General features: G+C 72.6%; 23 protein-coding genes and 1 pseudogene. 14 read left to right on the forward strand and 10 right to left on the reverse strand.

The window, feature by feature from the left end; all coding sequences use genetic code 11:
* Nucleotides 1-207 precede the first annotated feature (207 nt).
* A pseudogene (locus ABT085_RS06765) lies at nucleotides 208-861 on the reverse strand (DedA family protein); the annotation flags it as partial.
* Nucleotides 862-993: 132 nt separating this feature from the next.
* Here ABT085_RS06765 and ABT085_RS06770 point away from each other — a divergent pair.
* The 4 genes from ABT085_RS06770 to ABT085_RS06785 all read left to right on the forward strand — a co-directional run bounded on the left by ABT085_RS06770 (nucleotide 994) and on the right by ABT085_RS06785 (nucleotide 4,075).
* Nucleotides 994-1,365 carry a BlaI/MecI/CopY family transcriptional regulator gene (locus ABT085_RS06770; protein WP_351602903.1) on the forward strand — a complete coding sequence of 124 codons (372 nt, stop codon included), beginning with the start codon at nucleotides 994-996 and terminating at the stop codon, nucleotides 1,363-1,365.
* Nucleotides 1,362-2,294, forward strand: coding sequence for a M48 family metalloprotease (locus ABT085_RS06775; protein ID WP_351602905.1), 933 nt, complete (start codon nucleotides 1,362-1,364; stop codon nucleotides 2,292-2,294). Before ABT085_RS06770 ends, ABT085_RS06775 begins: the two co-directional genes overlap by 4 nt.
* Before the next feature lie 135 nt (nucleotides 2,295-2,429).
* Nucleotides 2,430-3,878: a catalase gene (locus ABT085_RS06780; protein ID WP_351602907.1), complete on the forward strand. Its 1,449-nt coding sequence runs from the start codon at nucleotides 2,430-2,432 to the stop codon at nucleotides 3,876-3,878.
* A gap of 38 nt (nucleotides 3,879-3,916) precedes the next feature.
* Entirely contained in the window at nucleotides 3,917-4,075 is a 159-nt protein-coding gene (locus tag ABT085_RS06785; RefSeq protein ID WP_351602909.1) for a hypothetical protein, read from the forward strand.
* 85 nt (nucleotides 4,076-4,160) lie between these two features.
* Here ABT085_RS06785 and ABT085_RS06790 read toward each other — a convergent pair whose 3' ends face one another.
* Nucleotides 4,161-5,318, reverse strand: a complete 1,158-nt coding sequence (locus ABT085_RS06790) for a magnesium and cobalt transport protein CorA (RefSeq protein ID WP_351602946.1) — start codon at nucleotides 5,316-5,318, stop codon at nucleotides 4,161-4,163.
* Between the two features lie 310 nt (nucleotides 5,319-5,628).
* On the opposite strand from ABT085_RS06790, the gene ABT085_RS06795 reads away from it, so the two are divergent.
* Complete coding sequence (locus ABT085_RS06795) at nucleotides 5,629-6,741, forward strand: winged helix DNA-binding domain-containing protein (protein WP_351602911.1); 1,113 nt, start codon at nucleotides 5,629-5,631, stop codon at nucleotides 6,739-6,741.
* An 89-nt stretch (nucleotides 6,742-6,830) separates the two neighbouring features.
* On the opposite strand, the gene ABT085_RS06800 is transcribed toward ABT085_RS06795, so the two are convergent.
* The 3 genes from ABT085_RS06800 to ABT085_RS06810 form a co-directional block, all read right to left on the reverse strand.
* A complete protein-coding gene (locus tag ABT085_RS06800) occupies nucleotides 6,831-7,622 on the reverse strand; it encodes a S1 family peptidase (RefSeq protein WP_351602912.1) in 792 nt (263 codons plus the stop codon).
* A gap of 218 nt (nucleotides 7,623-7,840) precedes the next feature.
* On the reverse strand, nucleotides 7,841-10,702 hold the full coding sequence (locus ABT085_RS06805) for an ATP-binding protein (protein WP_351602914.1): 2,862 nt from the start codon (nucleotides 10,700-10,702) through the stop codon (nucleotides 7,841-7,843).
* A gap of 155 nt (nucleotides 10,703-10,857) precedes the next feature.
* A complete protein-coding gene (locus ABT085_RS06810; protein WP_351602916.1) occupies nucleotides 10,858-11,724 on the reverse strand; it encodes a helix-turn-helix transcriptional regulator in 867 nt (288 codons plus the stop codon).
* Between the two features lie 125 nt (nucleotides 11,725-11,849).
* Here ABT085_RS06810 and ABT085_RS06815 point away from each other — a divergent pair, with 125 nt between their 5' ends.
* Nucleotides 11,850-13,520: an AMP-binding protein gene (locus ABT085_RS06815; RefSeq protein WP_351602918.1), complete on the forward strand. Its 1,671-nt coding sequence runs from the start codon at nucleotides 11,850-11,852 to the stop codon at nucleotides 13,518-13,520.
* A complete protein-coding gene (locus ABT085_RS06820; protein ID WP_351602920.1) occupies nucleotides 13,517-15,136 on the forward strand; it encodes an AMP-binding protein in 1,620 nt (539 codons plus the stop codon). The genes ABT085_RS06815 and ABT085_RS06820 overlap by 4 nt, the downstream gene beginning before the upstream one ends.
* Before the next feature lie 112 nt (nucleotides 15,137-15,248).
* On the opposite strand, the gene ABT085_RS06825 is transcribed toward ABT085_RS06820, so the two are convergent.
* A complete protein-coding gene (locus ABT085_RS06825; RefSeq protein WP_351602922.1) occupies nucleotides 15,249-15,911 on the reverse strand; it encodes a hypothetical protein in 663 nt (220 codons plus the stop codon).
* A gap of 212 nt (nucleotides 15,912-16,123) precedes the next feature.
* On the opposite strand from ABT085_RS06825, the gene gcl reads away from it, so the two are divergent.
* Nucleotides 16,124-17,908 carry a glyoxylate carboligase gene (gcl, locus tag ABT085_RS06830; RefSeq protein ID WP_351602924.1) on the forward strand — a complete coding sequence of 595 codons (1,785 nt, stop codon included), beginning with the start codon at nucleotides 16,124-16,126 and terminating at the stop codon, nucleotides 17,906-17,908.
* 9 nt (nucleotides 17,909-17,917) lie between these two features.
* On the opposite strand, the gene ABT085_RS06835 is transcribed toward gcl, so the two are convergent.
* The 4 genes from ABT085_RS06835 to ABT085_RS06850 form a co-directional block, all read right to left on the reverse strand.
* Nucleotides 17,918-18,718 carry a TIGR04222 domain-containing membrane protein gene (locus ABT085_RS06835; protein ID WP_351602948.1) on the reverse strand — a complete coding sequence of 267 codons (801 nt, stop codon included), beginning with the start codon at nucleotides 18,716-18,718 and terminating at the stop codon, nucleotides 17,918-17,920.
* The gene (locus ABT085_RS06840) at nucleotides 18,648-18,890 is read right to left on the reverse strand and encodes a hypothetical protein (RefSeq protein ID WP_351602926.1); all 243 of its coding nucleotides are present in this window, start codon (nucleotides 18,888-18,890) and stop codon (nucleotides 18,648-18,650) included. The genes ABT085_RS06835 and ABT085_RS06840 overlap by 71 nt, the downstream gene beginning before the upstream one ends.
* A 139-nt stretch (nucleotides 18,891-19,029) precedes the next feature.
* Nucleotides 19,030-19,947, reverse strand: a complete 918-nt coding sequence (locus ABT085_RS06845; protein WP_351602928.1) for a 2-hydroxy-3-oxopropionate reductase — start codon at nucleotides 19,945-19,947, stop codon at nucleotides 19,030-19,032.
* Between the two features lie 35 nt (nucleotides 19,948-19,982).
* Nucleotides 19,983-20,840 carry a TIM barrel protein gene (locus tag ABT085_RS06850; RefSeq protein WP_351602930.1) on the reverse strand — a complete coding sequence of 286 codons (858 nt, stop codon included), beginning with the start codon at nucleotides 20,838-20,840 and terminating at the stop codon, nucleotides 19,983-19,985.
* 148 nt (nucleotides 20,841-20,988) lie between these two features.
* On the opposite strand from ABT085_RS06850, the gene ABT085_RS06855 reads away from it, so the two are divergent.
* The 6 genes from ABT085_RS06855 to ABT085_RS06880 all read left to right on the forward strand — a co-directional run bounded on the left by ABT085_RS06855 (nucleotide 20,989) and on the right by ABT085_RS06880 (nucleotide 25,073).
* Entirely contained in the window at nucleotides 20,989-21,240 is a 252-nt protein-coding gene (locus ABT085_RS06855) for a hypothetical protein (protein WP_351602932.1), read from the forward strand.
* The gene (locus ABT085_RS06860; protein WP_351602934.1) at nucleotides 21,237-21,605 is read left to right on the forward strand and encodes a helix-turn-helix domain-containing protein; all 369 of its coding nucleotides are present in this window, start codon (nucleotides 21,237-21,239) and stop codon (nucleotides 21,603-21,605) included. The genes ABT085_RS06855 and ABT085_RS06860 overlap by 4 nt, the downstream gene beginning before the upstream one ends.
* 134 nt (nucleotides 21,606-21,739) lie before the next feature.
* Nucleotides 21,740-22,258, forward strand: a complete 519-nt coding sequence (uraD, locus tag ABT085_RS06865; protein ID WP_351602936.1) for a 2-oxo-4-hydroxy-4-carboxy-5-ureidoimidazoline decarboxylase — start codon at nucleotides 21,740-21,742, stop codon at nucleotides 22,256-22,258.
* On the forward strand, nucleotides 22,255-22,653 hold the full coding sequence (gene uraH / locus ABT085_RS06870) for a hydroxyisourate hydrolase (protein ID WP_351602938.1): 399 nt from the start codon (nucleotides 22,255-22,257) through the stop codon (nucleotides 22,651-22,653). Before uraD ends, uraH begins: the two co-directional genes overlap by 4 nt.
* A gap of 6 nt (nucleotides 22,654-22,659) precedes the next feature.
* Nucleotides 22,660-23,619, forward strand: coding sequence for a factor-independent urate hydroxylase (gene pucL, locus ABT085_RS06875; protein ID WP_351602940.1), 960 nt, complete (start codon nucleotides 22,660-22,662; stop codon nucleotides 23,617-23,619).
* Nucleotides 23,620-23,693: 74 nt separating this feature from the next.
* Entirely contained in the window at nucleotides 23,694-25,073 is a 1,380-nt protein-coding gene (locus ABT085_RS06880) for an 8-oxoguanine deaminase (protein ID WP_351602942.1), read from the forward strand.
* Nucleotides 25,074-25,123: the final 50 nt, after the last annotated feature.

Below are 25,123 nucleotides of genomic sequence, written 5' to 3' on the forward strand. Positions count from 1 at the left end.
TCCCCGGCCTGTGGAGCGGGGCCGGGCCCCTCACCACTCCGTCGCCTTCGCACCGGTCCGCCCGTCCGTCGGACCGTCCGCCGAGCCGTCGGTGCGCGCGGCCCCCGTACCGTCCGTCCGCCCGTCCCTCGTACCGTCCGTCCGCGCGGCCGCCGTACCGCCGTCCGTCCCGGTGGCCGCCGCCCCGCCGACGGCTCCCGCTCCCGAGCCCGTGCGCGCGGCCCGCCGGCCGCGGTACAGCTCGGCGGCGAGCGGGAGCAGCGACACCGCGACGATCAGCGCGACCAGGGGGAGCAGATAGTGGTCGACGTTCGGGACCGAGGAGCCGAGCGCGTATCCCGCGAGGGTCAGGCCCAGCGTCCAGACCAGCCCGCCGGCCACCTGCCACACCGTGAAGACCCGCCCCGGCACGTTCAGCGCGCCGGCGACCGGGTTGAGCACGGTCCGCACCACCGGCACGAATCTGGCCAGGAGGATCGCCTTCGCGTATCCGTACCGCTCCAGCAGCTCCTCCGCGCGCTCGGCGCCCTCGCGCAGCCGCGCCGAGCGGGTGCGGGCCAGCAGGGTCCCGCCCGCCTTCCGGCCGAGCAGATAGCCGACCTGCGAACCGGCCAGCGCGCCCACCGCCGCGACCACCAGCAGCGGTCCCAGCGACAGCTTCACCCCGCGGTCCGCGCTGCCGGAGCACAGCAGACCCGCGGTGAACAGCAGGGAGTCGCCGGGCAGGAAGAAGCCGATCAGCAGCCCTGTCTCGGCGAACAGCACCACGCCCACGCCGAGCACCCCGAAGGCGGCCAGCAGCGACCGGGCGTCGAGCACGTTGACAGCGAGCTGCGACGATAGGTGGAGTGAGGTGGTCATCGACGCGAGGCCTTCCGGTGGGTGACAGCGGGGACGACTGCTTGTACAACCGCGTGAACAACTGCTCGATTGACTACAATGATGTAGACGGTCTACGACACTGTAGACGAATGTGGGGGGAGGATCGTTCCCATGACCGAGGCCAAGGACGAACGTCGGCCGGCGGGTGAGCTGGAGGCCGCCGTCATGGCCGTGCTGTGGGCCGCGGACCTGCCGCTCACGGCGGCGCAGGTACAGCTCGACCTCGACTCCGGCCTGGCCCGTACGACCGTGACGACGATCCTGACCAGACTGCACGAGAAGGGCGTCGTGCAGCGGGAGCGGCAGGGCCGCGGCTTCGCCTACCACCCGGCCCAGGACCCCCAGGGTCTGACCGCCCGCCGGATGCACACCGAGCTCGACCGCGACAGCGACCGTGAGACGGTCCTCGCCCGCTTCGTCGCCCAGCTGGGCCCGGACGACGAGCGCGTGCTGCGCCAGCTCCTGGAGGCGGACGAGGCATGACCGTCATCCTGCTGATCGCGCCCCTGCTGCTGCCCTTCGCGGCGCCGCCGCTGGCCCGGCGCGCCCTGGAGGGGGCACGTCCCGTCGTCGCGCTGTGGACCCTCACCGTCTGCGCCCTGGTGCTCGCGGGCGCCTGCGTGGCCTCGCTGGGCGCCCTGGTCCTGACCGGAGTGCTCCGGGTGCCCGCCTTCGCCGCGCTCGGCGAACTGGTCCACCCGCTGAACGCCCCCTCCGACCTCGTCGTCGTCCCCGCCGCCGCGCTGGCCACCGGCGCGCTGACCCTCGGCGCCGTCATGCTCGTACGCACCGCGCTGCGCCAGTCCAGGGCCTTCCGCGTCGCCCGACGGCAGGCCGGCCGGCGCCCCGCCGCGGGCGACCTCTGCGTGGTCGACTCCCCGCACCCGGACGCCTACGCCCTGCCCGGCCGCCCGCACCGCATCGTCGTCACCACCGCGATGCTGCGCAGCCTCGGCCCCAGGGAGCGCGACGCCCTCTTCGCCCACGAGCGCGCGCACAACGCCGGCGGACACCACTACTTCCTCGCCGCCGCCGAACTCGCCGCGCACTGCCATCCCGCGCTGCGCCCGGCCCGTGAGGCGATCCGGCTGGCCGCCGAGCGCGCCGCCGACGAGGCCGCGGCGAGCGCGGTCGGCGACCGGCGCCTGACCGCCCACGCCATCGCACGCGCCGCCCTGGCCGGCCACGCCGCTCCCTCGCCCCGCCCGGACTTCGCGGCCGCGGCCGCGACCGGCCCCGTCCCGCAGCGGGTCGCCGCCCTCCTCACCCCGCCCGGCCGCCCCTCCCGCGCGCCGCACCGCGTCGCCCTCCTGCTGGCCGCCTGCGCGCTCCTGTCCGGCACCGCGGCCTCGGCCGGCGTCCTGGACTTCCACCACGAGATCGAGATCGCCCAGGGCGAGGCGGCCCGCTGACCCCTGTCCACCGGCTCGGCGACCGGGTTTCCGGGAGAAGAGGTGCCCAGGACGTTTGACGCTGCCGCCCGTGGTCACGCGCCTTATGGGGCCCGACCGGACCCGACGGACGAACCCGGGGGAAGAAGGAGCGTCATGACCGAGATCCACACCACGACCGACTCCGGGGCACCGGCGGAGAGCGACGAACACTCACTGACCGTCGGCCCCGGCGGGCCGATCCTGCTGCAGGACGCCTATCTGATCGAGCAGATGGCCCAGTTCAACCGGGAGCGCATCCCCGAGCGCCAGCCGCACGCCAAGGGAAGCGGCGCGTTCGGCCACTTCGAGGTGACCCACGACGTGAGCCGCTACACCAAGGCGGCCGTGTTCCAGCCGGGCACGCGCACCGACCTGGTGATCCGGTTCTCGACCGTGGCGGGGGAACGGGGCAGCCCGGACACCTGGCGCGACCCGCGCGGCTTCGCGGTGAAGTTCTACACCAGCGAGGGCAATTACGACATGGTCGGCAACAACACGCCGGTCTTCTTCGTCAAGGACCCGATGAAGTTCCAGCACTTCATCCGGTCCCAGAAGCGCCGCGCGGACAACAACCTGCGCGACCACGACATGCAGTGGGACTTCTGGACGCTCTCGCCGGAATCCGCCCACCAGGTCACCTGGCTGATGGGGGACCGCGGCATCCCGCGGACCTGGCGGCACATGAACGGCTACTCGTCGCACACGTACATGTGGATCAACGCCGACGGCGAGCGGTTCTGGGTGAAGTACCACTTCAAGACCGATCAGGGCATCGAGTTCTTCACCCAGCACGAGGCCGACCAGACGGCAGCCGTCGACACGGACTACCACACGCGTGACCTCTTCGAGCACATCCGTGACGGGGACTTCCCCAGCTGGACCCTGCAGATGCAGGTCATGCCGTACGAGGACGCCGCGGGCTACCGGTTCAACCCCTTCGACCTCACCAAGGTGTGGCCGCACGGCGACTACCCGCTCATCCCGGTCGGCCGGATGACGCTCGACCGCAACCCGACCGACCACCACGCCGAGATCGAGCAGGCGGCCTTCCAGCCGAACAACCTCGTCCCCGGCATCGGGCCCAGTCCGGACCGGATGCTGCTGGCCCGGCTGTTCTCGTACGCGGACGCGCACCGCCACCGGATCGGCGGCAACTACCAGCAGCTTCCCGTCAACGCGCCCGTCGTCGACGTCCACACCTACTCCAAGGACGGCGCGATGGCCTACCGGAAGACGACCGACCCGGTCTACGCCCCGAACTCCAAGGGCGGCCCGGCCGCCGACACGGCCCGCTACGGAAGCCCGCCCAGCTGGGCGGCGGACGGCGAGATCACCCGTGCCGCCTACGTCTCCCACCCGCAGGACGACGACTGGGGGCAGCCCGGCACCCTGGTGCGCGAGGTGATGGACGACGCGGCCCGCGACCGGCTGGTCGACAACGTCGTCGGGCACCTGCTCGACGGGGTGAGCGAGCCGGTCCTGGAACGCGCCTTCACCTACTGGTCGAACATCGACGAGACCATCGGCAAGCGCATCGCCGACGGCGTGCGGGCGAAGGCCTAGCACCTCACGGAGATCAGCGGACCCGAGAGGAGAATCCCATGCAGACCCCCGACAAGCGCGACACACGCCGGACCGACGAGCGGACCCGGGAGCGGTCCGCCGAGCAGCGCAGCGTCACCGCACCGACACCGCGCGACGTGCGGGAGAAGGCCGAGCGCAAGGCCGGGCACGACACCTCGGCCGAGGACACTTCCTGACGCACGCCACGGATCGCGACCCGTCGGGCCGATCGTCAGCGTGATGGAGCAGCCGGCACGGACGCGGCCCCCGCCGGCCGGCTGCTCAGAGCCAGTGCTTTCGCTTGAAGACGAAGTACAGGCTGGTGCACACGACCGCCATCAGGACGATCGCGAAGGGATAGCCGAACACCCAGTGCAGCTCCGGCATGTGCGCGAAGTTCATGCCGTAGATCGTGCCGACCAGGGTCGGCGCGAACAGGATGGCCGCCCACGAGGAGATCTTCTTGATCTCCTCGTTCTGTTCGAACCCCGCCTCCGCCAACGCCCGCATCTCCGCGTTCTGTTGCTGGGTGACCAGGGTCGCGTTCACCGTGAGGATGTCCTGGAGGGCCTGGCGGAAGCTGTCGACGCGTTCGCTGGTGTGCGTGACGTGGTCGGCCACGTCGCGGAGGTAGCGCTGGAGTTCCTCGTCCGTGCCGTACTTGGCGAACCCGGCCATCAGACCGTGCAGCATGCCGACGAGCGGGCGGGTGGCGCGCTGGAACTCGACCATCTCGCGGGAGAGTTCGTAGATCCGGCGGGAGACCTCGGGGTCGCCCCGGAAGACCTCCGTCTCGATCTCGTCGATGTCGTTCTGGACCCCGGCGACGACCGGGGCGTAGCCGTCGACCACCGCGTCGAGGATGGCGTACAGCACCGCCTCAGGGCCGAGTTTCAGCAGGTCGGGGGTGTCCTCCATGCGGCGGCGGACCGCGGAGAGGTTGGGGGCGGCGCCATGGCGGACGGTGATGACGAAGTCGGGGCCGACGAAGACGTGCAGTTCGCCGAAGTCGACCTCCTCGGGGGCGTCGAGGTAGCGGGCGGCGCGCAGGACGACGAACAGCGTGTCGCCGTAACGCTCCAGCTTCGGCCGCTGGTGGGCCTCGAGCGCGTCCTCGACGGAGAGCGGATGGAGGTCGAACTCCGAGGCCAGGGAGAGCAGTTCGCCCTCGGTCGGGCGGGCCAGACCGATCCACGCCATGCCGGACGGCTGCTCGCGCAACTCCCGGAAGGTCTCGGCCAGCGAGCCGGGGGAGGAGACCCGCACGCCGTCGCGGTACAGGGCCGCCTCGACGATGCTGCCCGCCTCCGCGGGGGTCGGCCCGGGGCCCGGCGGGCGAGCCGACGGCGCGGGCGCCGGCGGCTGCGGTGGGCGTGGCGGCAGAGGGCGGCGCCAGACGGGCTTCCTGGCTCCGGCGGCTGCGTGGCGTCGCTCGGGCATCATGGCTGCCTCTCGGTCGAGCCTTCGGCTGCGTGATCCACGGGCGCGGTGCGCGCTGCGGGCACGGTTCGCGTCGTGTTCCCGGTTCCTTCTGTCCTCTTCGTCTTCCCCGCTGTCCTTGTGAGATCACGTAGCAGGATATACGGGGCATACGGCATGGGCGTGGCGTGGGCGCTTTCGAGTGCCTTCGAGGCCTTGCAGGGCCTTCGAGTGCGTCGAGAGGCGGCGAGCGCCCGCGGCTCGGCGCCGGTCGGTTGCCGCGGCCGGATTGCGGACCGTGGGTGTCCGCAAGCGGCGCTAGCGTGCGGGCATGACGAAGACGACGGCGTCCGCCACCGCCCCTGTGCTCGGCGTCCGCGACCTCAACCGGGCGACCCTCGACCGGCAGCTGCTCCTGCGCCGCTCACCGCTGTCCGCCGGGGCGGCGATCGAGCACCTGCTCGGTCTCCAGGCGCAGAACGTCAAGCCGCCGTACTACGCGCTCGCAGCCCGCCTCGACGGCTTCACCCCGCAGGAGCTCTCGGATGCCATGGCCGCTCGCGAGGTCGTCCGGATCGTCACCATGCGCTCGACGATCCACACCCACACCGCCGCCGACTGCCTCACCCTGCGGCCCTTCGTCCAGCCCGCCCGCGACCGGGAGCTGACGAACTTCCGCAAGGGGCTCACCGGCGTCGACCTCGACCGGCTGTCCGCCCTCGCCCGCGAACTGGTCGAGGACGCGCCGCGCACCATGAAGGAGCTGCGCGAGGCGCTGCTCGCGCAGTGGCCGGACGCCGACCCGCAGGCCCTGGCGGTCGCCGCGCGCTGCCGGCTGCCGCTCGTCCAGGTCACCCCGCGCGGGCTGTGGGGACACAGCGGTCAGGTCGCGCTCACCACGGCCGAGCGCTGGCTCGGCCGGCCCGCCGAGCCCGCCCCGGCGGCCGAGACCGTCGTCCTGCGCTACCTCGCCGCCTTCGGACCGGCCTCCGTGAAGGACATGCAGACCTGGGCCGGGCTGACCCGGCTGCGGGAGGTCTTCGAGCGGCTCAGGCCGCGGCTCGTGACGTTCCGGGACGAGAGCGGCGCCGAGCTCTTCGACCTGCCCGACGCGCCCCGGCCCGACCCGGACACCCCGGCCCCGCCGCGCTTCCTGCCCGAGTTCGACAACCTGCTGCTCTCGCACGCCGACCGCACCCGGGTCGTACCGCCGGAGCTGTGGGGGCGCAGCTGGCGGGGCAACCAGGCGTACTGCACCCTCCTCGTCGACGGCTTCCTCGCCGGGGTGTGGAAGCCGGCCGACGACGGCCTGGTCGTGGAGCTCTTCGGCACGCTCGGCAGGGCCCGGCGGGACGAGGTCGTCGCGGAGGGGGAGCGGCTGCTGGCGCTCATGCATCCGCAGGGCGCGGGCGGCGTGCGGTTCGGAACCGTCGTACCGGGGTGAGCGCATGGATAGGGGGCGTTGCGGGCTGCTCGTGGTAGCTCGCAACGCCCCCGGTCTTCACCTGAGGGGTGCTCAGGAAACCTTCCGGGTCACGAGTTGACCTGCGTGGTCACCAGGCTGGAGAAGGTGGTCAGCCGGGTGTAGACACCCGGGTAACCGGCCTCCGCGCAGCCCTCGCCCCAAGAAGTGATCCCTGCCAGGACGCCCCCGATGAGCAGGGGACCGCCGCTGTCGCCCTGGCAGGTGTCTACGCCGCCGGAGGTGTATCCGGCGCAAACCATGTCGGTCTGGACGAAGTCCGAACCGTAGGAGCTCTTGCAGCTGGAGTCGGACACGATCGGCACGGTCGCGGTCCGCAGCTGGTTGGAGGAGCTCCCGCTCTCCGAGGTGGTGCCCCAGCCGAGGATGCGGGCCGTGGTGCCGGCCGCGTACACGCTGGTCTGGGAGGAGGCGACGTACGACGCCGTCGTGTACGGCATCGAGGTCGCCAGCGTCAGCACGGCGACGTCGTCGCCGTTGGTGGCGTCCGTGTAGGACGGGTTGATCCAGATCTTGCTGACCTTGCTGACCGTGCCGTTCGTGCCGTTGAGGTAGGTGCGGCCGCCGACCACCCGGACGCTGCCCGTGCTCTCGCCGACCATGCAGTGCGCGGCCGTGACCACCTTGGTCGCCGACACCAGGGTCCCGCCGCAGAACTGGTTCTGCGAGGCGTCGGTGATCTGCATCATGAACGGGTACGCGGTCGTGGTGGTCGTGGTGCCGCCGACGATGGGCTGGGGCGCGGCGACAGCGGTGGGGGCGCTGAGCAACGCGGTGGTGACGGCGGCGGCCGCCGCCGCGACGCCGGCGGCGGCTCTGTGTGCGCGGTTGAGCCCGAACATGAGTCTCCTCAGTGGGGGATGCCGGTGGGGGCGCGCGGGCGTGGGGGGTGCACGGGGGTCGCGGGACCGACCCCCGTGTGCCTGGGCGTGCGGCACACCCCAAAACTAGGACCCGGTGCGGCCGCCTCCCAATGAGGGAACCCCCTAAGGGAGTTGGGCAGGGAAAACCCTCGGTGGTCCCTGGGCAAACCCGCCAGTGCAGTAAACCCGCGCCGCGCTCACTTCGCGCGGCGCCCCGCCGCCAGCCGGACGATGTCCACCCGCGAGCGGATCCCCAGCTTGCGGTAGACCCGGGTCAGCGTCGCCTCGACCGTCTTGACGCTGATGTACAGCCGGGCGGCGATCTCCCGGTTGGTGGCGCCCTCCATGACCAGTGCGGCGACCTGACGCTCCATCGCGGCGAGGCCCTCCAGCGCGTCCAGCGCGGGGTCCCGCGGGGCGTCGACGGCCGCCTCCTCCGGCTCCGCGGCGGACGCCGCGTCCACCTGCCGCAGCCACGGCAGCGCGCGGCAGCGCCGGAACAGCCGGGCGGCCTCGTCGTACGACGTCGGCCCCGGCCTGCGGGTGCGCAGCCGGGCCAGCGCGAACGCGGCCCGTGCCTCCTCCAGGCCGTATCCCAGCTTGGCGAGCCGGTCCTGAACGGACGTCAGCTGCGAGAGCGCGGCCTCCTGGTCGCCGCGGGCCGCCCGCACCAGCGCCTCCGAGCGGTCCAGTACGGCCAGCACGCTCTCCCGGCCCAGCCGCAGCGCGTGCGCGCGGGAGACGTCGATCAGCTCCTGCGCCTCGCCCGGCTCCCCGATCCGTACGAGGGCCTCGGCGAGGTCGCTCTGCCAGCGGCCGCGCGCCGGGTCGGTGATGCCGAGCCCGGACTCCAGCTCGCGCACCCGGCGCAGCGAACGGACCGTGCCCGCCGCGTCCCCGGCCACCAGCTGGGCATACCCGAAGGCGGCCAGGGCCCGGGAGAGGTACATCTGGTCGCCGTCCTCCTCGGCCCGCTCGGCCGCCTCGCGGGCCAGCTCCAGCGCCTGGTCCACGTCACCGCCGGAGGCCTCCGCGAGGGAGGCGAGCATCGCCGAGGCGCCGAGCCCGATCCCGGAGTCGCGGGCCAGCCGCAGGCTCTCGCGGGCCAGGTCCAGGGCCCGTCCGCAGTGGCCGGAGCGCAGCTCGGTCTCGGCCAGGAAGCGCTGGAAGTGCACCTCGCTCTCGACCATGCCGCGCCGCTGCACCTCGCGCAGCAGCGCGGTGATGGTGCTGCGGGCCTCGGGCAGCTGGTCGCTCATCAGCAGCCAGCGGAACCGGGCCGCTCCCGCGCCGTTGTGGTGGCAGGCCACATACGGGTCCTGGGGCTCCTTGAGTGCCCGCTTGATGGTCACGGGGGCGTTCGGGTGGCCCATCAGGGTCTCGGTCGAGGCCTGGAAGGACAGCGCCATGAGCTCGGTGCGCCGGTCGCCGGCGGTCGCGGCGAGCTCCGCCGCGTGCGCGGCCTCGGTGCGGGCCTCGGAGAAGTCGCCCTCGACGACCAGGCCGCGCCAGGCCAGCTGGTAGTGGACCAGGGCGAGCAGCTTGGGGTCCTCGCCCGCGTCGACCAGCACCTGCGGGAAGACGGCGTCGACCTCGCCGAGGGCCTGTCCGGCCGCCTCGATGACGATCATCCAGGCCCGTACCCGTTCGGCGGGCACGGTGGCCCGGGTCAGCACCTCGTGTGCGATGTCCCGGGCGAGCTCCACCTCGCCGGCGGTGATCGCGTCCTCGGCCGCCTGCAACCGCCGGTCGTCCGGGCCGGGGGTGGCTCCGGCCGGGGTGTGGCGGGCGGCGAGCAGTCCGAGGGACGCGGCGACCGACGGGGCGCCGCGGTCCCGGGCCAGCGCGGCGGCGCCGGCCAGCCGGGCAGCCACGTCCGGGTCGGTGCCGGTGGTCGCCAGGGCCAGGTGCCGGGCCCGCTCGATCGGGTCGGAGGCCGCGGTGGACAGCGCCGCATGCGCGGCCCGGCGGTCCTGGGCGGGCGCCTCCGCGTACAGCGCGGCGGAGATCAGCGGATGCGCGAACCGTACGGCCGGGCCCTCCGGCTCCGTCGCCAGCAGGCCGAGCCGGGCGGCCTGGGCGGTCTCCGCCTCGGCGTTCTCCCGGCCCGCGGCCAGCAGCAGGGACAAGGTGGGGCGGGCGCCGGCGCTGGCCACCAGCAGGGTGCGGCGGACGTCGTCGGAGAGCATGCCGAGCCGGTGCAGGACCAGGGCCCGCAGAGAGGTGGGCACCGGCAGCGGCTCGCCGGGGCGGGGCGGGGTGGGGTTCTCGCCGAGGGCCCGGCCCAGTTCGAGCGCGAACAGCGGGTTGCCGCCGCTGGTGCGGTGGATCTCGCGGACCGTGGAGCGGGGCAGGTCGGTGTAGCCGCGGTCGTCGAGCAGCTCGGAGACCTGGGCCCGCGAGAGCGGGTTGAGGCGGAGGGCGACGGTGTCGGGCGGGCACGCGCGTAGATGGCGGTCGTACTCCTGGCCCTCGGTCCGCACCGCGCAGAGCATCTGCACCGGGGTGTCGCCGAGGCGGCGGGCGGCGAAGCCGAGGAGTTCGGCGCTGGCCGAATCCAGCCACTGGAGGTCGTCGGCGACGATCAGGAGGGGGCCGTCGGCGGCGAGGGCGCGCAGCGCCGAGAGCACCGCGAGGCGCAGGGCGAGGCCGTCACGCTGGAGGGTGGACTCCCCGCGGCCGGTGATCGCCGACTCCAGCGCGGTGCGCTGGGCGGCGGGCAGCTTGTCGGAGACCTGGTCGAGAGCCAGTCCGAGGAGGTCGGCCAGGGCGAGAAACGGAAGGTGGGATTCTGACTCCGTCGCGGAGCAGCGCAAGACGGTGTGGGCCACCTGCGAGTATTCCGCGGCCAATGCCTGGAGCACGGTCGATTTCCCTATTCCGGCAGGCCCGTGCAGGAGCACGCTGCCGGAGCGGCCGAGCTGCTCACGGGCGGCCGTGAACAGGTCCTCCCTGCCGATGACCAGGTCGGGGCGGCATCGGGCAGGCTCCTGGAAGTCCCGTCGCACGGTTACCGCTCCCCTCCGTGTGTCGTGTCCGTACCAAATTCTAGGCAACATCCCTTTGAAATTCGGACGGACTGAGTGGTGAGGGATATAACAAATGGCGTTGCATGGAGAAATTCACAACCAGGACACATGAATGAAACGACGTCATTTTGTCCGAAACTCGACGATTTTACGATCTCTTGGTGGTGTCGGCAGACCATGATCCCTTAAGGCAGCACCCCCGTCCGGCGGGCCACCGCCACCGCCTCCCCCCGGGTGTGCGCGCCCAGCTTGCGCATCGCCGACCTGAGGTAACCCTTCACCGTTTCCGAGCGTAGCCCCAGCCGTTCCGCGGCCACCGCGTTCGTCGCCCCGGCCGCCACCCACACCAGCACGTCCACCTCGCGGGCCGTCAGCCGCGCCGAGTCGGTCGTACCCCTTCGGGCACCCCCCGGGGCGCCCGCCGCGGGCGAGGGTGTCAGCAGCCCGCACGCGGCCAGCAGCTCGGCCCGCAGCACCGGATCCGTGATCCGCGGTACCAGCGCCCGCAGCGCCGCGTGCGCCTCGCGCATCTGCTCCCAGGCGGCCACGGCACCCGGGTCCGCGGTCCCGGCCGGCCGGGCCGCCGACAGCAGGTGGTCCGCCTCCTCCCGCACCACCAGCGCCTGCTCCACGTCCCGCGCCGCCTCGACCGCCGCGCTCAGCATGCGGTCGCCCAGCGGCTGGGCCGTGCGCAGCGCGCCGTACAGCACCCCGCGCACCCGGCGCCGCACCACCACCGGCACCGCCAGCACCGAGCGCAGCCCCTCGGCGGCGACCGCGGAGTCGTACTCGTGGCTGATCTGCCGCGAGGAGGAGTAGTCCGTCACCGCGCACGCGCGGGCCAGGGCCACCGCCTTGCCGCCCAGGCCGTTGCCCGAGCTCACCGCGAGCGCGCGCAGCGCCGGCGTGGCGTTGCCGCTCAGTTCACTGATCCGCACCTGCCGCCGCCCGGCGTCGACCAGACCGCCGAAGGCCACCGGCAGCCCGGTCGTACGGCGCAGCCGGGCCAGCGCGCCGCGGATCTCCGTCACCCCGGCCGCGTCCGCCGACATGTTCTCGCCCCTCTCCGATGGCTCCCGTGCTGCACACACCCCCGTTCGGGGGTAGTGAGACCTGCATCACGGATTACACGATGGCGGGGAGCCGCCCGGCAATGGTCCGGCACCGAGGAGGACAAATGACGACGGCGACGGAGCTCTTCCGCAGCGCGCGGGACTTCCTGCTGGAACACCGCGAGGACTACGCCACCGCCTACGAGGGCTTCGCCTGGCCGCGCCCGCCCCACTTCAACTGGGCGCTCGACTGGTTCGACGCGATCGCGCGCGGCAACGACCGCACCGCGCTGCACATCGTCGAGGAGGACGGCTCCGGGACCCGGCTGTCCTTCGCCGAACTGTCCCTGCTCTCCGACCAGGCCGCGAACTGGCTGCGCGGGCAGGGGGTGCGCGCCGAGGACCGGATCCTCGTCATGCTCGGCAACCAGGCCGAGCTGTGGGTGACGGCCCTGGCCGCCATGAAGCTGCGCGCCGTCGTCATCCCGGCCACCCCGCTGCTCGGCCCCGCCGACCTGCGCGACCGCGTCGAGCGCGGCCGGGTCCGGCACGTGGTCGTGCGGGCCGAGGACACCGCCAAGTTCGACGAGGTGCCCGGCCCCTACACCCGGATCGCCGTCGGCGGCGCCCCCCTCGGCTGGCTGCCCTACGAGGACCTGTACGGCGCGGCCGCCGGCTTCGCCCCCGACGGCCCGACCCTGGCCGACGACCCGCTGATGCTCTACTTCACCTCGGGGACCACCGCCCGCCCCAAGCTCGTCGAGCACACCCACACCTCGTACCCCATCGGGCATCTGGCCACCATGTACTGGATCGGGCTCAAGCCCGGCGACGTGCACCTGAACATCTCGTCACCCGGCTGGGCCAAGCACGCCTGGTCGAACCTGTTCGCGCCGTGGAACGCCGAGGCGACCGTCTTCATCCACAACTACACCCGCTTCGACGCGGCGCGGCTGATGGCGGAGATGGACCGGGCCGGCGTGACGACGTTCTGCGCCCCGCCCACCGTCTGGCGGATGCTCATCCAGGCCGACCTGACCCGGCTGAGCACCCCGCCGCGCGAGGTCGTCGCCGCGGGCGAGCCGCTCAACCCCGAGGTCATCGAGCAGATCCGGCGGGCCTGGGGGGTGACCGTCCGGGACGGCTTCGGCCAGACCGAGACCGCCGTACAGGTCGCCAACAGCCCCGGCCAGCCGCTGAAGACCGGTTCCATGGGCCGCCCGTGTCCCGGCTACCGCGTCGAACTGCTCGACCCGGTGTCCGGCGCGCCCGGCGTCGCCGAGGGCGAGATCGCGCTCGACCTGTCGGCGCGGCCGGTGGGCCTGATGACCGGCTACCACGGCGCCCCGGACCGTACCGCGGAGGCCATGGCGGGCGGTTACTACCGCACCGGCGACATCGGCGCCCGGGACGCGGACGGCTACATCACCTACGTGGGGCGCGCGGACGACGTGTTCAAGGCCTCCGACTACAAGATCAGCCCCTTCGAGCTGGAGAGCGCCCTGCTGGAGCACGAGGCGGTGGCCGAGGCGGCCGTCGTGCCCGCGCCGGACGCGCTGCGCCTGGCCGTGCCCAAGGCGTACGTCGTCCTCGCCGACGGCTGGGAGCCGGGCCCCGACACCGCGAAGGTGCTCTTCGAGCACTCGCGCGAGATCCTGGCGCCCTACAAGCGCATCCGCCGCCTGGAGTTCGGCGGCCTGCCCAAGACCGTCTCCGGCAAGATCCGCCGGATCGAGCTGCGCGAGGCCACGGCCGCCGGCTCGGACGCCGAGTACCGCGAGGAGGACTTCCGGTGACCGCGACCTCCTACACCCACGGGACCGGCGAGGTCCCCCTGCTCGGCGCCACGATCGGGGCCGACCTCGACCGGACGATCGCCGCCCACCCCGACCGCGAGGCACTGGTCGACGTGCCGTCCGGACGGCGCTGGACCTACGCCGAGTTCGGCGCCGCCGTCGACGAGGTGGCCCGCGCACTGCTCGCCCAGGGCATCGCCAAGGGCGACCGGGTGGGCATCTGGGCGGTCAACTGCCCCGAGTGGGTGTTCGTCCAGTACGCCACCGCCCGCCTCGGCGTGATCATGGTGAACGTCAACCCCGCCTACCGCGCGCACGAGTTGGAGTACGTGCTGAACCAGGCCGGCATCGTGCTGCTGGTCGCCTCCCTCACCCACAAGGGCAGCGACTACCGGGCGCTGGTCGACCAAGTCCGGCACAAATGCCCCGAGTTGCGGGACGTGGTCTACATCGGCGACCCGTCCTGGGACGCCCTCACGGCCTCCGCCGAACGCGTCGCGCCCGAGCGGGTCGCCGCGGCGCAGGCGGAGCTGAGCTGCGACGACCCCGTCAACATCCAGTACACCTCGGGCACCACCGGCTTCCCGAAGGGCGCCACGCTCTCCCACCACAACATCCTCAACAACGGCTACTGGGTGGGACACACGGTCGGCTACACGGAACAGGACCGGGTCTGCATCCCGGTCCCGCTCTACCACTGCTTCGGCATGGTGATGGGGAACCTGGCCGCCACCTCGCACGGCGCGTGCATGGTGATCCCCGCCCGGTCGTTCGACCCGGCGGCGACGCTGCGGGCCGTCGAGCAGGAGCGGTGCACCTCGCTCTACGGCGTCCCCACCATGTTCATCGCGGAGCTGAACCTCCCCCACTTCGCGTCGTACGACCTGTCGTCGCTGCGGACCGGCATCATGGCGGGCTCGCCCTGCCCGGTCGAGGTGATGAAACGCGTGGTCGCCGAGATGCACATGGCGGAGGTCTCCATCTGCTACGGCATGACCGAGACCTCCCCGGTCTCGCTCCAGACCCGCAGGGACGACGACCTCGAACACCGCACCGGCACCGTCGGCCGCGTCCTGCCGCACATCGAGGTCAAGGTCGTCGACCCGGCGACCGGAGTGACCGTGCCGCGCGGCACCGCGGGCGAACTGTGCACCCGCGGCTACAGCGTGATGCTCGGCTACTGGGACGAGCCGGAGAAGACCGCCGAGGCCGTCGACGCGGGACGCTGGATGCACACCGGCGACCTGGCGATGATGCGCGAGGACGGGTACGTGGAGATCGTCGGCCGCATCAAGGACATGATCATCCGGGGTGGGGAGAACATCTACCCCCGGGAGATCGAGGAGTTCCTCTACGCCCACCCGAAGATCCAGGACGTCCAGGTCGTCGGCGTGCCGCACGAGCGGTACGGCGAGGAGGTCCTCGCCTGCGTCATCCCGAGCGACCCCGCCGATCCGCTCACCCTGGAGGAGCTGCGGGCCTACTGCGCGGACCGGCTCGCGCACTACAAGGTCCCGAGCAGGCTCCAGATCCTGGCGGGCTTCCCGATGACGGTGTCCGGGAAGGTGCGCAAGATCGAACTGCGCGAGAAGTGGACGGAGGGGGCGGTCTCCTAGACGGCGAGGTCTTCCGGGCGTCCCGCGTCCCGTGCCCGGCGTTCCGCGCCCCGCGTTCCGTGGCCGGTGGCCGGTGGCCGGTGGCCGGTGGCGGGGGCGCCGGGCCGGACGGTCAGGGCGCCCCCGACGCGTCCAGCCGGTCGGCGGGGCCGTTCACCGGCCTCGGTGTGCCCAGCAGGTCGAGGACGAAGAGGGGGACGAGCAGGACGTCGGCCCGGCCGCGGGCGTCCTCGGCGTACCCCGCGAGCGAGAAGTAGGCGCAGGACGAGGAGTCCGCCATGGCCGTCAGCCACAGGCACTCCACATCCCGTACGCGCGCCGGGCGCGCCGTCGGATCCACCTGGGCGACGAGACCGTGGCCGGCCAGCGCGATCCCGGCCGGAAGCCGCCGCTCGTCCCGGCGGATGTCCCGGTAGCCGAGCCCGCTCAGATAGCGGGCGGCGGCCGTGACCGCGTCCACCGCGTTGCGGATGGGCGCGGGCCGGAAGACCGGGCGCGCCCCACCGGCGGCGGGGGCGGCCGCGACCGGGAGGCGCAGCACCGTGCCGCACGGGCAGCCCAGCTCCGGCGCCGGCCACTGACCGCGGCGGCCGCAGGCCGCGCACCGCACGGTGACCCACTGTTCCTCCCAGACCCGGTGCGCCAGCGCCCTGGGCGTGCCGCGCGGGTCCAGCGGCGGGGCCACCGGCGCTCCGCACGCGCACGGATACGACGGCGAGGCGTAGAGGTGTTCGCGCCGACAGGCCGGGCAACGCACCGGCACGCTCTCGGACATGGACCGCTCCAGGACGGCAGCACAGGGGGACAGCGCCCCATCGTCCTCCAGGAGGGCCCTGCCTGTCCGTCCCTTGACCGCCTTCGCTCCACCCGCCTACATTGCTTCCAGATAGTAGAAGTTGTATTCCGTCATACGGAAATACAGAAGATGACGGAAGCTCGTGGGGCGCGACGGGAGAGCCAATCCGACAGTCGAGGCAGGAGTGATCCATGGCCCGTATGACCGCTGCCCGTGCGGCAGTCGAGATCCTCAAGCGCGAGGGCGTCACCGACGCGTTCGGTGTCCCCGGCGCCGCGATCAACCCCTTCTACGCGGCCCTCCGAGCCTCCGGGGGTATCCGCCACACCCTCGCCCGCCACGTGGAGGGGGCCTCGCACATGGCCGAGGGCTACACCCGCGCCCGGGCCGGCAACATCGGCGTCTGCGTCGGCACCTCGGGTCCGGCCGGCACGGACATGATCACCGGGCTCTACTCCGCCCTCGGCGACTCGGTCCCGATCCTGTGCATCACCGGCCAGGCCCCCACCTCCGTGCTCCACAAGGAGGACTTCCAGGCCGTCGACATCGCCTCCGTCGCCAGGCCGGTGACCAAGACGGCGGTCACCGTACTGGAGGCGGCCCAGGTCCCCGGCGTCTTCCAGCAGGCCTTCCAGCTCATGCGGTCCGGCCGCCCCGGCCCGGTCCTCGTCGACCTCCCCGTCGACGTGCAGCTCACCGAGATCGAGTTCGACCCGGAGATCTACGCGCCCCTCCCGGTCCACAGGCCGGCCGCGACCCGCGCCCAGATCGAGAAGGCGATCGCACTGCTCAACGCGTCCGAGCGGCCGCTGATCGTCGCGGGCGGCGGGGTCGTCAGCGCCGACGCCGCCGGGCTCCTCGTCGAGTTCGCCGAGCTGACCGGAACCCCGGTGGTGCCGACCCTCATGGGCTGGGGCGTGCTGCCCGACGACCACGAACTCAACGCCGGCATGGTCGGCCTCCAGACCTCGCACCGCTACGGCAACGCGACCTTCCTGGAATCCGACTTCGTCCTCGGCATCGGCAACCGCTGGGCCAACCGCCACACCGGCAGGCTCGACGTCTACACGGCGGGCCGGACGTTCGTCCACATCGACATCGAGCCCACCCAGATCGGCCGGATCCTCGCCCCCGACCACGGCATCACCTCCGACGCCGGGGCCGCCCTGCGCCTGCTCGTCGAGGTGGCGCGGGAGCTGGCGGCGGCCGGCCGGCTGCCCGACCGCTCCGGCTGGGCCGCCGCCACCCAGGAGAAGCGGGCACGGCTGCAACGCCGTACCCACTTCGACGACGTCCCGATCAAGCCGCAGCGCGTCTACGAGGAGATGAACAAGGTCTTCGGCCCGGAGACCCGGTACGTCTCCGCCATCGGCCTCTCGCAGATCGCCGGCGCGCAGCTGCTGCACGTCCACCGGCCGCGGCACTGGATCAACTGCGGGCAGGCGGGCCCGCTCGGCTGGACCGTCCCGGCCGCGCTCGGCGTGGCCAGGGCCGACCCCGAGGCGTCCGTCGTCGCCCTGTCCGGGGACTACGACTTCCAGTTCCTGGTCGAGGAACTGGCCGTCGGAGCACAGCACCGCATCCCCTATGTGCACGTCCTGGTGAACAACGCCTACCTGGGCCTGATCCGCCAGGCGCAGCGGGCCTTCGACATCGACTTCCAGGTCAGTCTGGAGTTCGAGAACATCAACGCGCCCGAACTCGGCGGCTACGGCGTCGACCACGTGCGGGTTGCCGAGGGGCTCGGCTGCAAGGCGATCCGGGTCACCGACCCGGGCGAACTGGGCCCCGCCTTCGAACAGGCGCAGAAGCTCGCCGCGGAGCACCGGGTGCCCGTCGTCGTCGAGGTGATCGTGGAGCGCGTCACGAACATCGCGATGTCGACGACCAACGACATCGGTGCCGTCGTCGAGTTCGAGGAGATCGCGACCGAGCCCGGACACGCGCCGACCTCGATCCGGACGCTGAAGGTCTGAGCGCCGGGTTCACGCCGTTCCGCAGCCGGTGATGTCGCCCCCGCCCCCGCTGCCCCAGGACTGCGGCAGGTCCCGTTCGGTCGTCCCGCCCCGCCCGGTCAGTCCCGCCTCCCGCGCGAAGCGCGGCGCGACCGCGGTCAGCGCCCGGTCGCCGTGCAGGGCGACCGCGAGCAGCTGGTCCTCCACCGGCAGCCCGGGACCGTGGGCGGGCAACGGGTGCTCCGCGCGCAGGGCCGTCAGGGTGCGGCGGCCGGCCCGGGTGCGGCCGGGCGGAAACGTACGGAGCAGCCCGGCGGTCCTGAGTTCGTCCCGCAGCCCGGTGAGCGCTCGGCGCACCGCCTGCCGGTCCAGCAACTGCCGTATGCCCGCGGGCCGGTAGAGCGCGGCGTGCACGGCCTTGGTGAGCGGCGGGAGGGACCGGTCCGCGGCCGGGCCGGTGGTGCGCATCGTGCCCACCCGGCCGGCCCCGACGGCACCGCGCAGCTGCAGCGACAGGACGGCCACCGTGACGGCGGCGCGGGGACCGCCCCGCAGCAGGGCGATCGCGTGCGGTTCCAGCCGGCTCGGCGCGGCACTGTCCATGGCAAACCCCCGTTGCGGGGCCCGCCGCCCCCGTGCCGGCAGGCCCCGCGTGAGAAGAATGTGCCCGCCCGCGGGGCCGGTTGAAGCCTTGGCGGCCGTCTTCAGAGGAGGATTTGAGGATTGCGTAGCCCGGGTACGCCCGCGGCCGTACGTGTCGTCACGGCTGCGGCTCGTGCTCCGAAAGGCCGGGCCAGTCGTCCGGGCCGCCGCCCTGCCACTCGATGAGATCGCTCTCCTCGACCTCGATCCGGTCCAGGTCGGCCATGCGCAGGATCTCGACGACATCGTCCAGGTGGCTGGCGATGCCGAGGGTCTGGTCGCCCGTGGTGACCCGCCGGGAGCCGTCCAGGGCCGGGGCGTGCACCACGATGTGCGGGAACTCCGTCGGTGGATGCGTCATGCCTTCAGGCTGCTGCGGGCGGGACGGATCCGCACTCCGGGAACCTCCGGCCCGTACGCGGTACGCGGCTGCGTGGTACGCGGCCGCGCGCCGGGCCGGGGGCAGTGACCGCGGTGGCGGGCCCGGAGTCCCGGGTGCGTCAGACCGGTGTCCCGGACAGGCGCTCGACGGCGCGCAGCAGGGCCGAGTGGTCCAGGCCGCCGTCGCCCTGGGCGCGCAGGCTGGCGACCAGCTGGGCGACCACGGCACCGACGGGCAGGGCGGCACCGACGGCGCGGGCCGCGTCCGTGACGATCCCCATGTCCTTGTGGTGCAGGTCGACACGGAAGCCCGGCCTGAAGTCGCGGCCGAGGAAGTTGCCCTTCTTGCGGGTCAGCACGGTGGAGCCGGCCAGGCCGCCGGCGAGGACGTCCAGCGCCGCCGCGAGGTCCACGCCGGACTTCTCCAGGAACACCACGGCCTCGGCGCACGCCTGGATGTTCACGGCGACGATCAGCTGGTTGGCGGCCTTCACGGTCTGCCCGCAGCCGTGCGGACCGCACCGGACGACGGTCCTGCCCAGCGCCTCGAAGAGGGGCCGGGCCGCGTCGAAGTCGGCCTGCTCGCCGCCGACCATGATGGACAGCACGGCCTCGACGGCCCCCGCCTCGCCGCCGGACACCGGGGCGTCCAGCACCCGGATGCCCTTGGCGGCCGCCGCCCGCGCCAGGCCGACCGAGGTCCCCGGGGTGATCGAGGACATGTCGATGAGCAGGGCGCCGGGCCGGGCGTTCTCCAGGATGCCGTCGGGCCCGTACGCGACGGCCTCGACCTGGGGGGACGCGGGCACCATCGTGATGATCACGTCGGCATCGCGGACGGCCTCGGCGACCGAGCCGGCCGGGGTGCCGCCGGCGCCGGCCAGCCGGTCCAGCTTGTCCTGTTCCAGCGTGAAGCCGGTGACGTCGTAACCCGCCTTGATCAGGTTCTCGGACATCGGGGAGCCCATGATGCCCAGGCCGATCCACGCGATCGAGGGGCGGTCCTTGCGGGCGGAGGCTGCGGGACTGCTGCTCATGGTGTGAGTGCCTCTCTGACTGCTCGGCGGGCTGTTCAGCGGGCGGCTCGGGCCCCGGGCGGCAGCCATCCGAAGGCCTCGGCGCTCGGGAGGTCGCCCGGCTTGTACTCCAGGCCGATCCAGCCCTCGTAGCCGGCCTTGTGCAGCCGCCGGAGGAGGTCGTCGAGCGGGAGGCCGCCGGTGCCCGGCGCGCCCCGGCCGGGGTTGTCGGCGATCTGCACATGGCCGGTGACCGACGCGTACCGTTCGATCGCCCGCGGCAGGTCCTCGCCGTTCATGGACAGGTGGTAGAGGTCCATCAGGAAGCGCGCGTTGCCGAGGCCGGTGACCCGGTTGACGTGGTCGACGACTTCGACGGCGGCCTGCGCGCTGACCAGCGGATAGCGGGGCGACTCCGTCCGGTTGAGGGTCTCGACCAGCAGGATCGCCCCGACCCGGTCGGCCGCGGCGGCCGCGAGCGCCAGGTTCTCCAGCGCCAGCGCGTCCTGTTCGGCGGCGGGCACACCGTCGACGCGGTTGCCGTACAGGGCGTTGAGCGCACGGCAGCCCAGCGCCCCGGCGAGCTCGGCCGCCACTTCGACGTTGGCGCGGAACCGCTCCGACTCCGCGCCGGGGACCGACAGCGCACCGCGGTCCGGGCCGGGGAGCCGCCCGGCGTAGAAGTTCAGGCCCGTGAGCCGGACGCCCGCGCCGTCGATCGCCTCGCCCAGGGCGTCGAGCTCGGACCGCCCGGGGGTGGGGGAGCCGGCCCACGGCCACCACAGCTCGACCGCGGTGAAACCGGCCGCTGCGGCGGCCGCGGGACGCTCCAGCAGCGGGAGCTCCGTGAACAGCATCGACAGGTTCACGCTGAAGCGCCGTTCCGCGGCCGTGTGCGCGTCATGACCCGGCATGAGGCTCGACGCTCCCTTCCGTGACCAGTGCAGTGACGTATTCCGCATCATGGAAACTTATTTCTGCTTAATGAAAGACTGCCGCCGACGTTCGTTACATGTCAAGAGGGGGTCGGTCAAAGCCGGTGGCGCGCGTTAGGTTGAGCGCGTGCGATTGAGAGTGGAGTTCACGACCGAGCCCTTCGATCTCGAGGAGGCTCCCGCGCACGCGCTGGTGGCCCGCGAGGTCGTCGAGGGTGCCGCGCTGGACACAGTCGACGTCGGCCCGTTCGGCAACACGGCGGAAGGCGGCGCCGACGCGGTGCTCGCGGCCGTGGACGCCGTGCTGCGCAGAACCCTGGCGGCCGGCGCCACCCGGATCTCGCTCCAGGTCAACGTGGTCGGGGAGGGTGAAGGATGACCGCGGCCGGGGAGGGGGCGTTCATCGCGGCCGTGAAACCGCTGGTCGACGCCATAGGCGGCGAGATACTCCCGCCCGACGAGGCCGGCCCCGACGACGTGGTGCTCTCCTGGGAAGGCGCCGAAGCGGTCGCCGTGCGCCTGCCCCAGCTCGCCGACTCCCTCGACCACATCCTGGCCGCCATGGAGCGCAGGATGGGCAAGCCGCTGGCCGACCTGGACCGCAAGGCCAAGCAGGAGGTCGTACGGACGCTGGAGGCGCGCGGCGCCTTCTCCGTGCGGCACGGCGTGGAGACCGTGGCGGGCGCGCTCGGGGTGAGCCGCTTCACCGTCTACAACTACCTCAACCGCGAGAAGCAGGGCTGAAGTCCGGGCCGAGTTACCCAGAATTTTCAACAAAGTGTTGACGCTGTCTCGTGGAAGGCGTTAGCTGACGGCAGTCCGCACCGCACGACGGCCGTGTCCGGCCCAGCAGACCGCATCCGGCTACGGAGGCTCCCGTGACTTCGACTTCCGCGTCCCCGGGTCTGGCCCGGTTCAACGTCCTCGGGGAACACGAGGCCCTGGCCGCCCTCCGCGAGGTGTGCGCCTCCACGGCATGGGCCGGCCGGCTGCTCGCCGCCCGCCCCTACGCCGGCGCCGAAGACCTCTACGCCGCCAATGACACGGCCATGGCCGCACTGACCGCGGCCGACCTGGCGGAGGCCATGGCCGGGCACCCGCCGATCGGCCGCCCCGCGCCGGGCGATCCGGCCTCGGCCCGGGAACAGCGCGGTATGGCCGACGCGGGCGAGGAGCTCAAGGCGGAGATGCTCGCACTCAACCTGGCCTACCAGGACAGGTTCGGCCATGTCTTCCTGATCTGCGCGACCGGACTCACCGGCGAGCAGATGCGCGACGCGCTCCGGCGGCGGCTCGGCAACCCGCCGGAGCCGGAGCGGGAGATCGTCCGCACCGAACTGGGCAGGATCAACCGCATCCGACTGGCCCGCCTCGCCGAAGGGACCGACCCGGCATGAGCACCGGCACCACCGCCTCGGTGTCCACCCACATCCTGGACACCAGCGTCGGCCGCCCCGCGGAGGGTGTCGCCGTCCTGCTCGCCGCCCGCGGCGGGCGCGCCGCCGACTGGCAGGCGCTCGGCGGCTCCGCGACCGACGCGGACGGGCGCTGCAAGGACCTGCCGGCCCTGCCGGAGGGAACGACCCACGTACGGCTCGACTTCGCCGTGGAGCCGTACTTCGGGCGGACCGCGGACGAGCGAGCCGGTGCGCGGCAGGATGCCCCCGCGCACCGGGGCGGCGGCGCGTTCTTCCCCGAGGTGACGATCACGTTCGCCGTGCAGCCCGGCGAGCACTACCACGTACCGCTGCTGCTCAACCCGTTCGGCTACTCCGTTTACCGAGGGAGCTAGCGCAAGATGACAGAAGTTTCCCGCCCCGGCCGCCCGGTGATGCTGGGTCAGAACCAGTACGGCAAGGCCGAGACCCGCGTCGTGAAGATCACGCGGGACGGCGCCACCCACCACATCAAGGACCTGAACGTCTCCGTCGCGCTCTCCGGCGACCTGGACGAGGCCCACTACTCCGGCTCGAACACCAACGTCCTGCCGACCGACACCACCAAGAACACGGTGTACGCGTTCGCCAAGGAGCACGGCATCGAGTCGGCCGAGCAGTTCGGCATCCACCTGGCGCGGCACTTCGTGACCAGCCAGGAGCCGATCAGCCAGGCCCGCATCCGGATCGAGGAGTACGCCTGGGACCGGATCGAGACCTCCGAGACCGCCCCCGGCACCGATGCCGGGCCCGGCGGCGCCGACCGGCCCCGGCACTCCTTCGTACGCCAGGGCCGGGAGACGCGACTCGCCCAGATCACCTACGACGGCTCGTCGTGGGAGGTCGTCTCGGGACTGAGGGACCTCACCGTCATGAACTCGACGAACTCGGAGTTCTGGGGGTACGTCAAGGACAAGTACACGACGCTGCCGGAGGCCCACGACCGCATCCTGGCCACCCGGGTCGCCGCCCGCTGGCGGTTCGGCTGGAGCGACGACGCGGCCCCGATGCCCGACTGGGAGACGTCGTACGCGGAGGTCCGCAGGCATCTGCTCCAGGCCTTCGCGGAGACGTACTCGTTCTCGCTCCAGCAGACCCTCTACCGGATGGGCGCGCGGATCATCGACAACCGCGCCGAGATCGACGAGGTCCGCTTCTCGCTCCCCAACCAGCACCACTTCCTCGTCGACCTGGCGCCGTTCGGCCTGAAGAACGACAACGAGGTCTACTTCGCGGCCGACCGCCCGTACGGCCTGATCGAGGCCACCGTGCTGCGCGACGGCTGCGAGCCGCGCATACCGGTGGACCTCACCAACCTCTGACGTCGGTCCCGGACCACGGCGCCCGGAGCCCCTAGGGTCCTGCCGTGCCCTCCCCTGAGCGAAAAGGACGAACCATGGCAGAAGCCGAGCGCATCGTCATCGACAACTGCGCGATCGCGACCGTGGACGCCGACGACACGGAACACCCCTCGGGACACGTGGTCATCGCGGGCAACCGCATCGAGGCGGTCGGTGCGGGCCGGGCCCCGGAGGGCCTGGAGAACGTCGTGCGCCGCATCGACGCCACCGGCCACCTGGTGACCCCCGGGCTGATCAACACCCATCACCACTTCTACCAGTGGATCACCCGCGGTCTGGCGACGGACCACAATCTCTTCAACTGGCTCGTCGCGCTGTACCCGACCTGGGCGCGCATCGACGAGACCATGGCCTACGCGGCCGCGCAGGGCTCGCTCGCGATGATGGCCCGCGGCGGCGTCACCACCGCCATGGACCACCACTACGTCTACCCCGAGAACTCGGGCGACCTGTCCGGCGCCATCATCAGGGCAGCCCGTGAGACGGGTGTCAGGTTCACCCTCGCCCGCGGCTCCATGGACCGCAGCGAGAAGGACGGCGGGCTGCCCCCGGACTTCGCCGTCGAGACCCTCGACGACGCGCTCGCCGCCACCGGGCGGACCGTCGACGAGTACCACGACGCCTCCTTCGACGCCATGACGCAGGTGGCCGTGGCGCCCTGCTCCCCCTTCTCGGTCTCCACCGAACTCATGCGCCAGGGTGCCGAGCTGGCCCGCGCCAAGGGCGTGCGCCTGCACACCCACGGCTCGGAGACGGTCGAGGAGGAGAAGTTCTGCCACGAGCTGTTCGGCATGGGCCCGACCGACTACTTCGAGTCCACCGGCTGGCTCGGCGAGGACGTGTGGATGGCGCACTGCGTCCACATGAACGACTCCGACATCGCCGCGTTCGCCCGTACGGGAACGGGGGTGGCGCACTGCCCGTCCTCCAACGCGCGGCTGGCGGCCGGCATCGCGCGGGTCCCGGACATGCTCGCGGCCGGTGTCCCGGTCGGTCTCGGCGTCGACGGCACCGCGTCCAACGAGTCCGGCGAACTCCACACCGAACTGCGCAACGCGCTGCTCATCAACCGCCTCGGCGCCCGTCGTGAGGCCGCCCTGAACGCCCGTCAGGCGCTGCGTCTGGGCACCTACGGCGGCGCCAGGGTCCTGGGCCGGGCGGCCGAGACGGGCTCGCTGGAGCCGGGCAAGCTGGCCGACCTGGTGCTGTGGAAGCTCGACACGCTCGCCCACTCCTCCATCGCCGACCCGGTGACCGCGCTGGTGTTCGGAGCCGCGGCCCCGGTCACCGCGTCGTTCGTCAACGGCCGTCAGATCGTGGCGGACGGACGGCTCCTGACCGTCGACGAGGACGCGATCGCCCGTTCCGCGCGGACCGAGGCCCAGCGCCTCGCGCGGATCACGGCCGAGGGCTGAGCCGGTCCGTCCGGCCCGCGGCGGGGGGGGGGGGTCGCCCCCAGCGGCCC

The sequence above is a fragment of the Streptomyces sp. NPDC002265 genome (assembly GCF_040296125.1).
GTDB lineage: Bacteria > Actinomycetota > Actinomycetes > Streptomycetales > Streptomycetaceae > Streptomyces.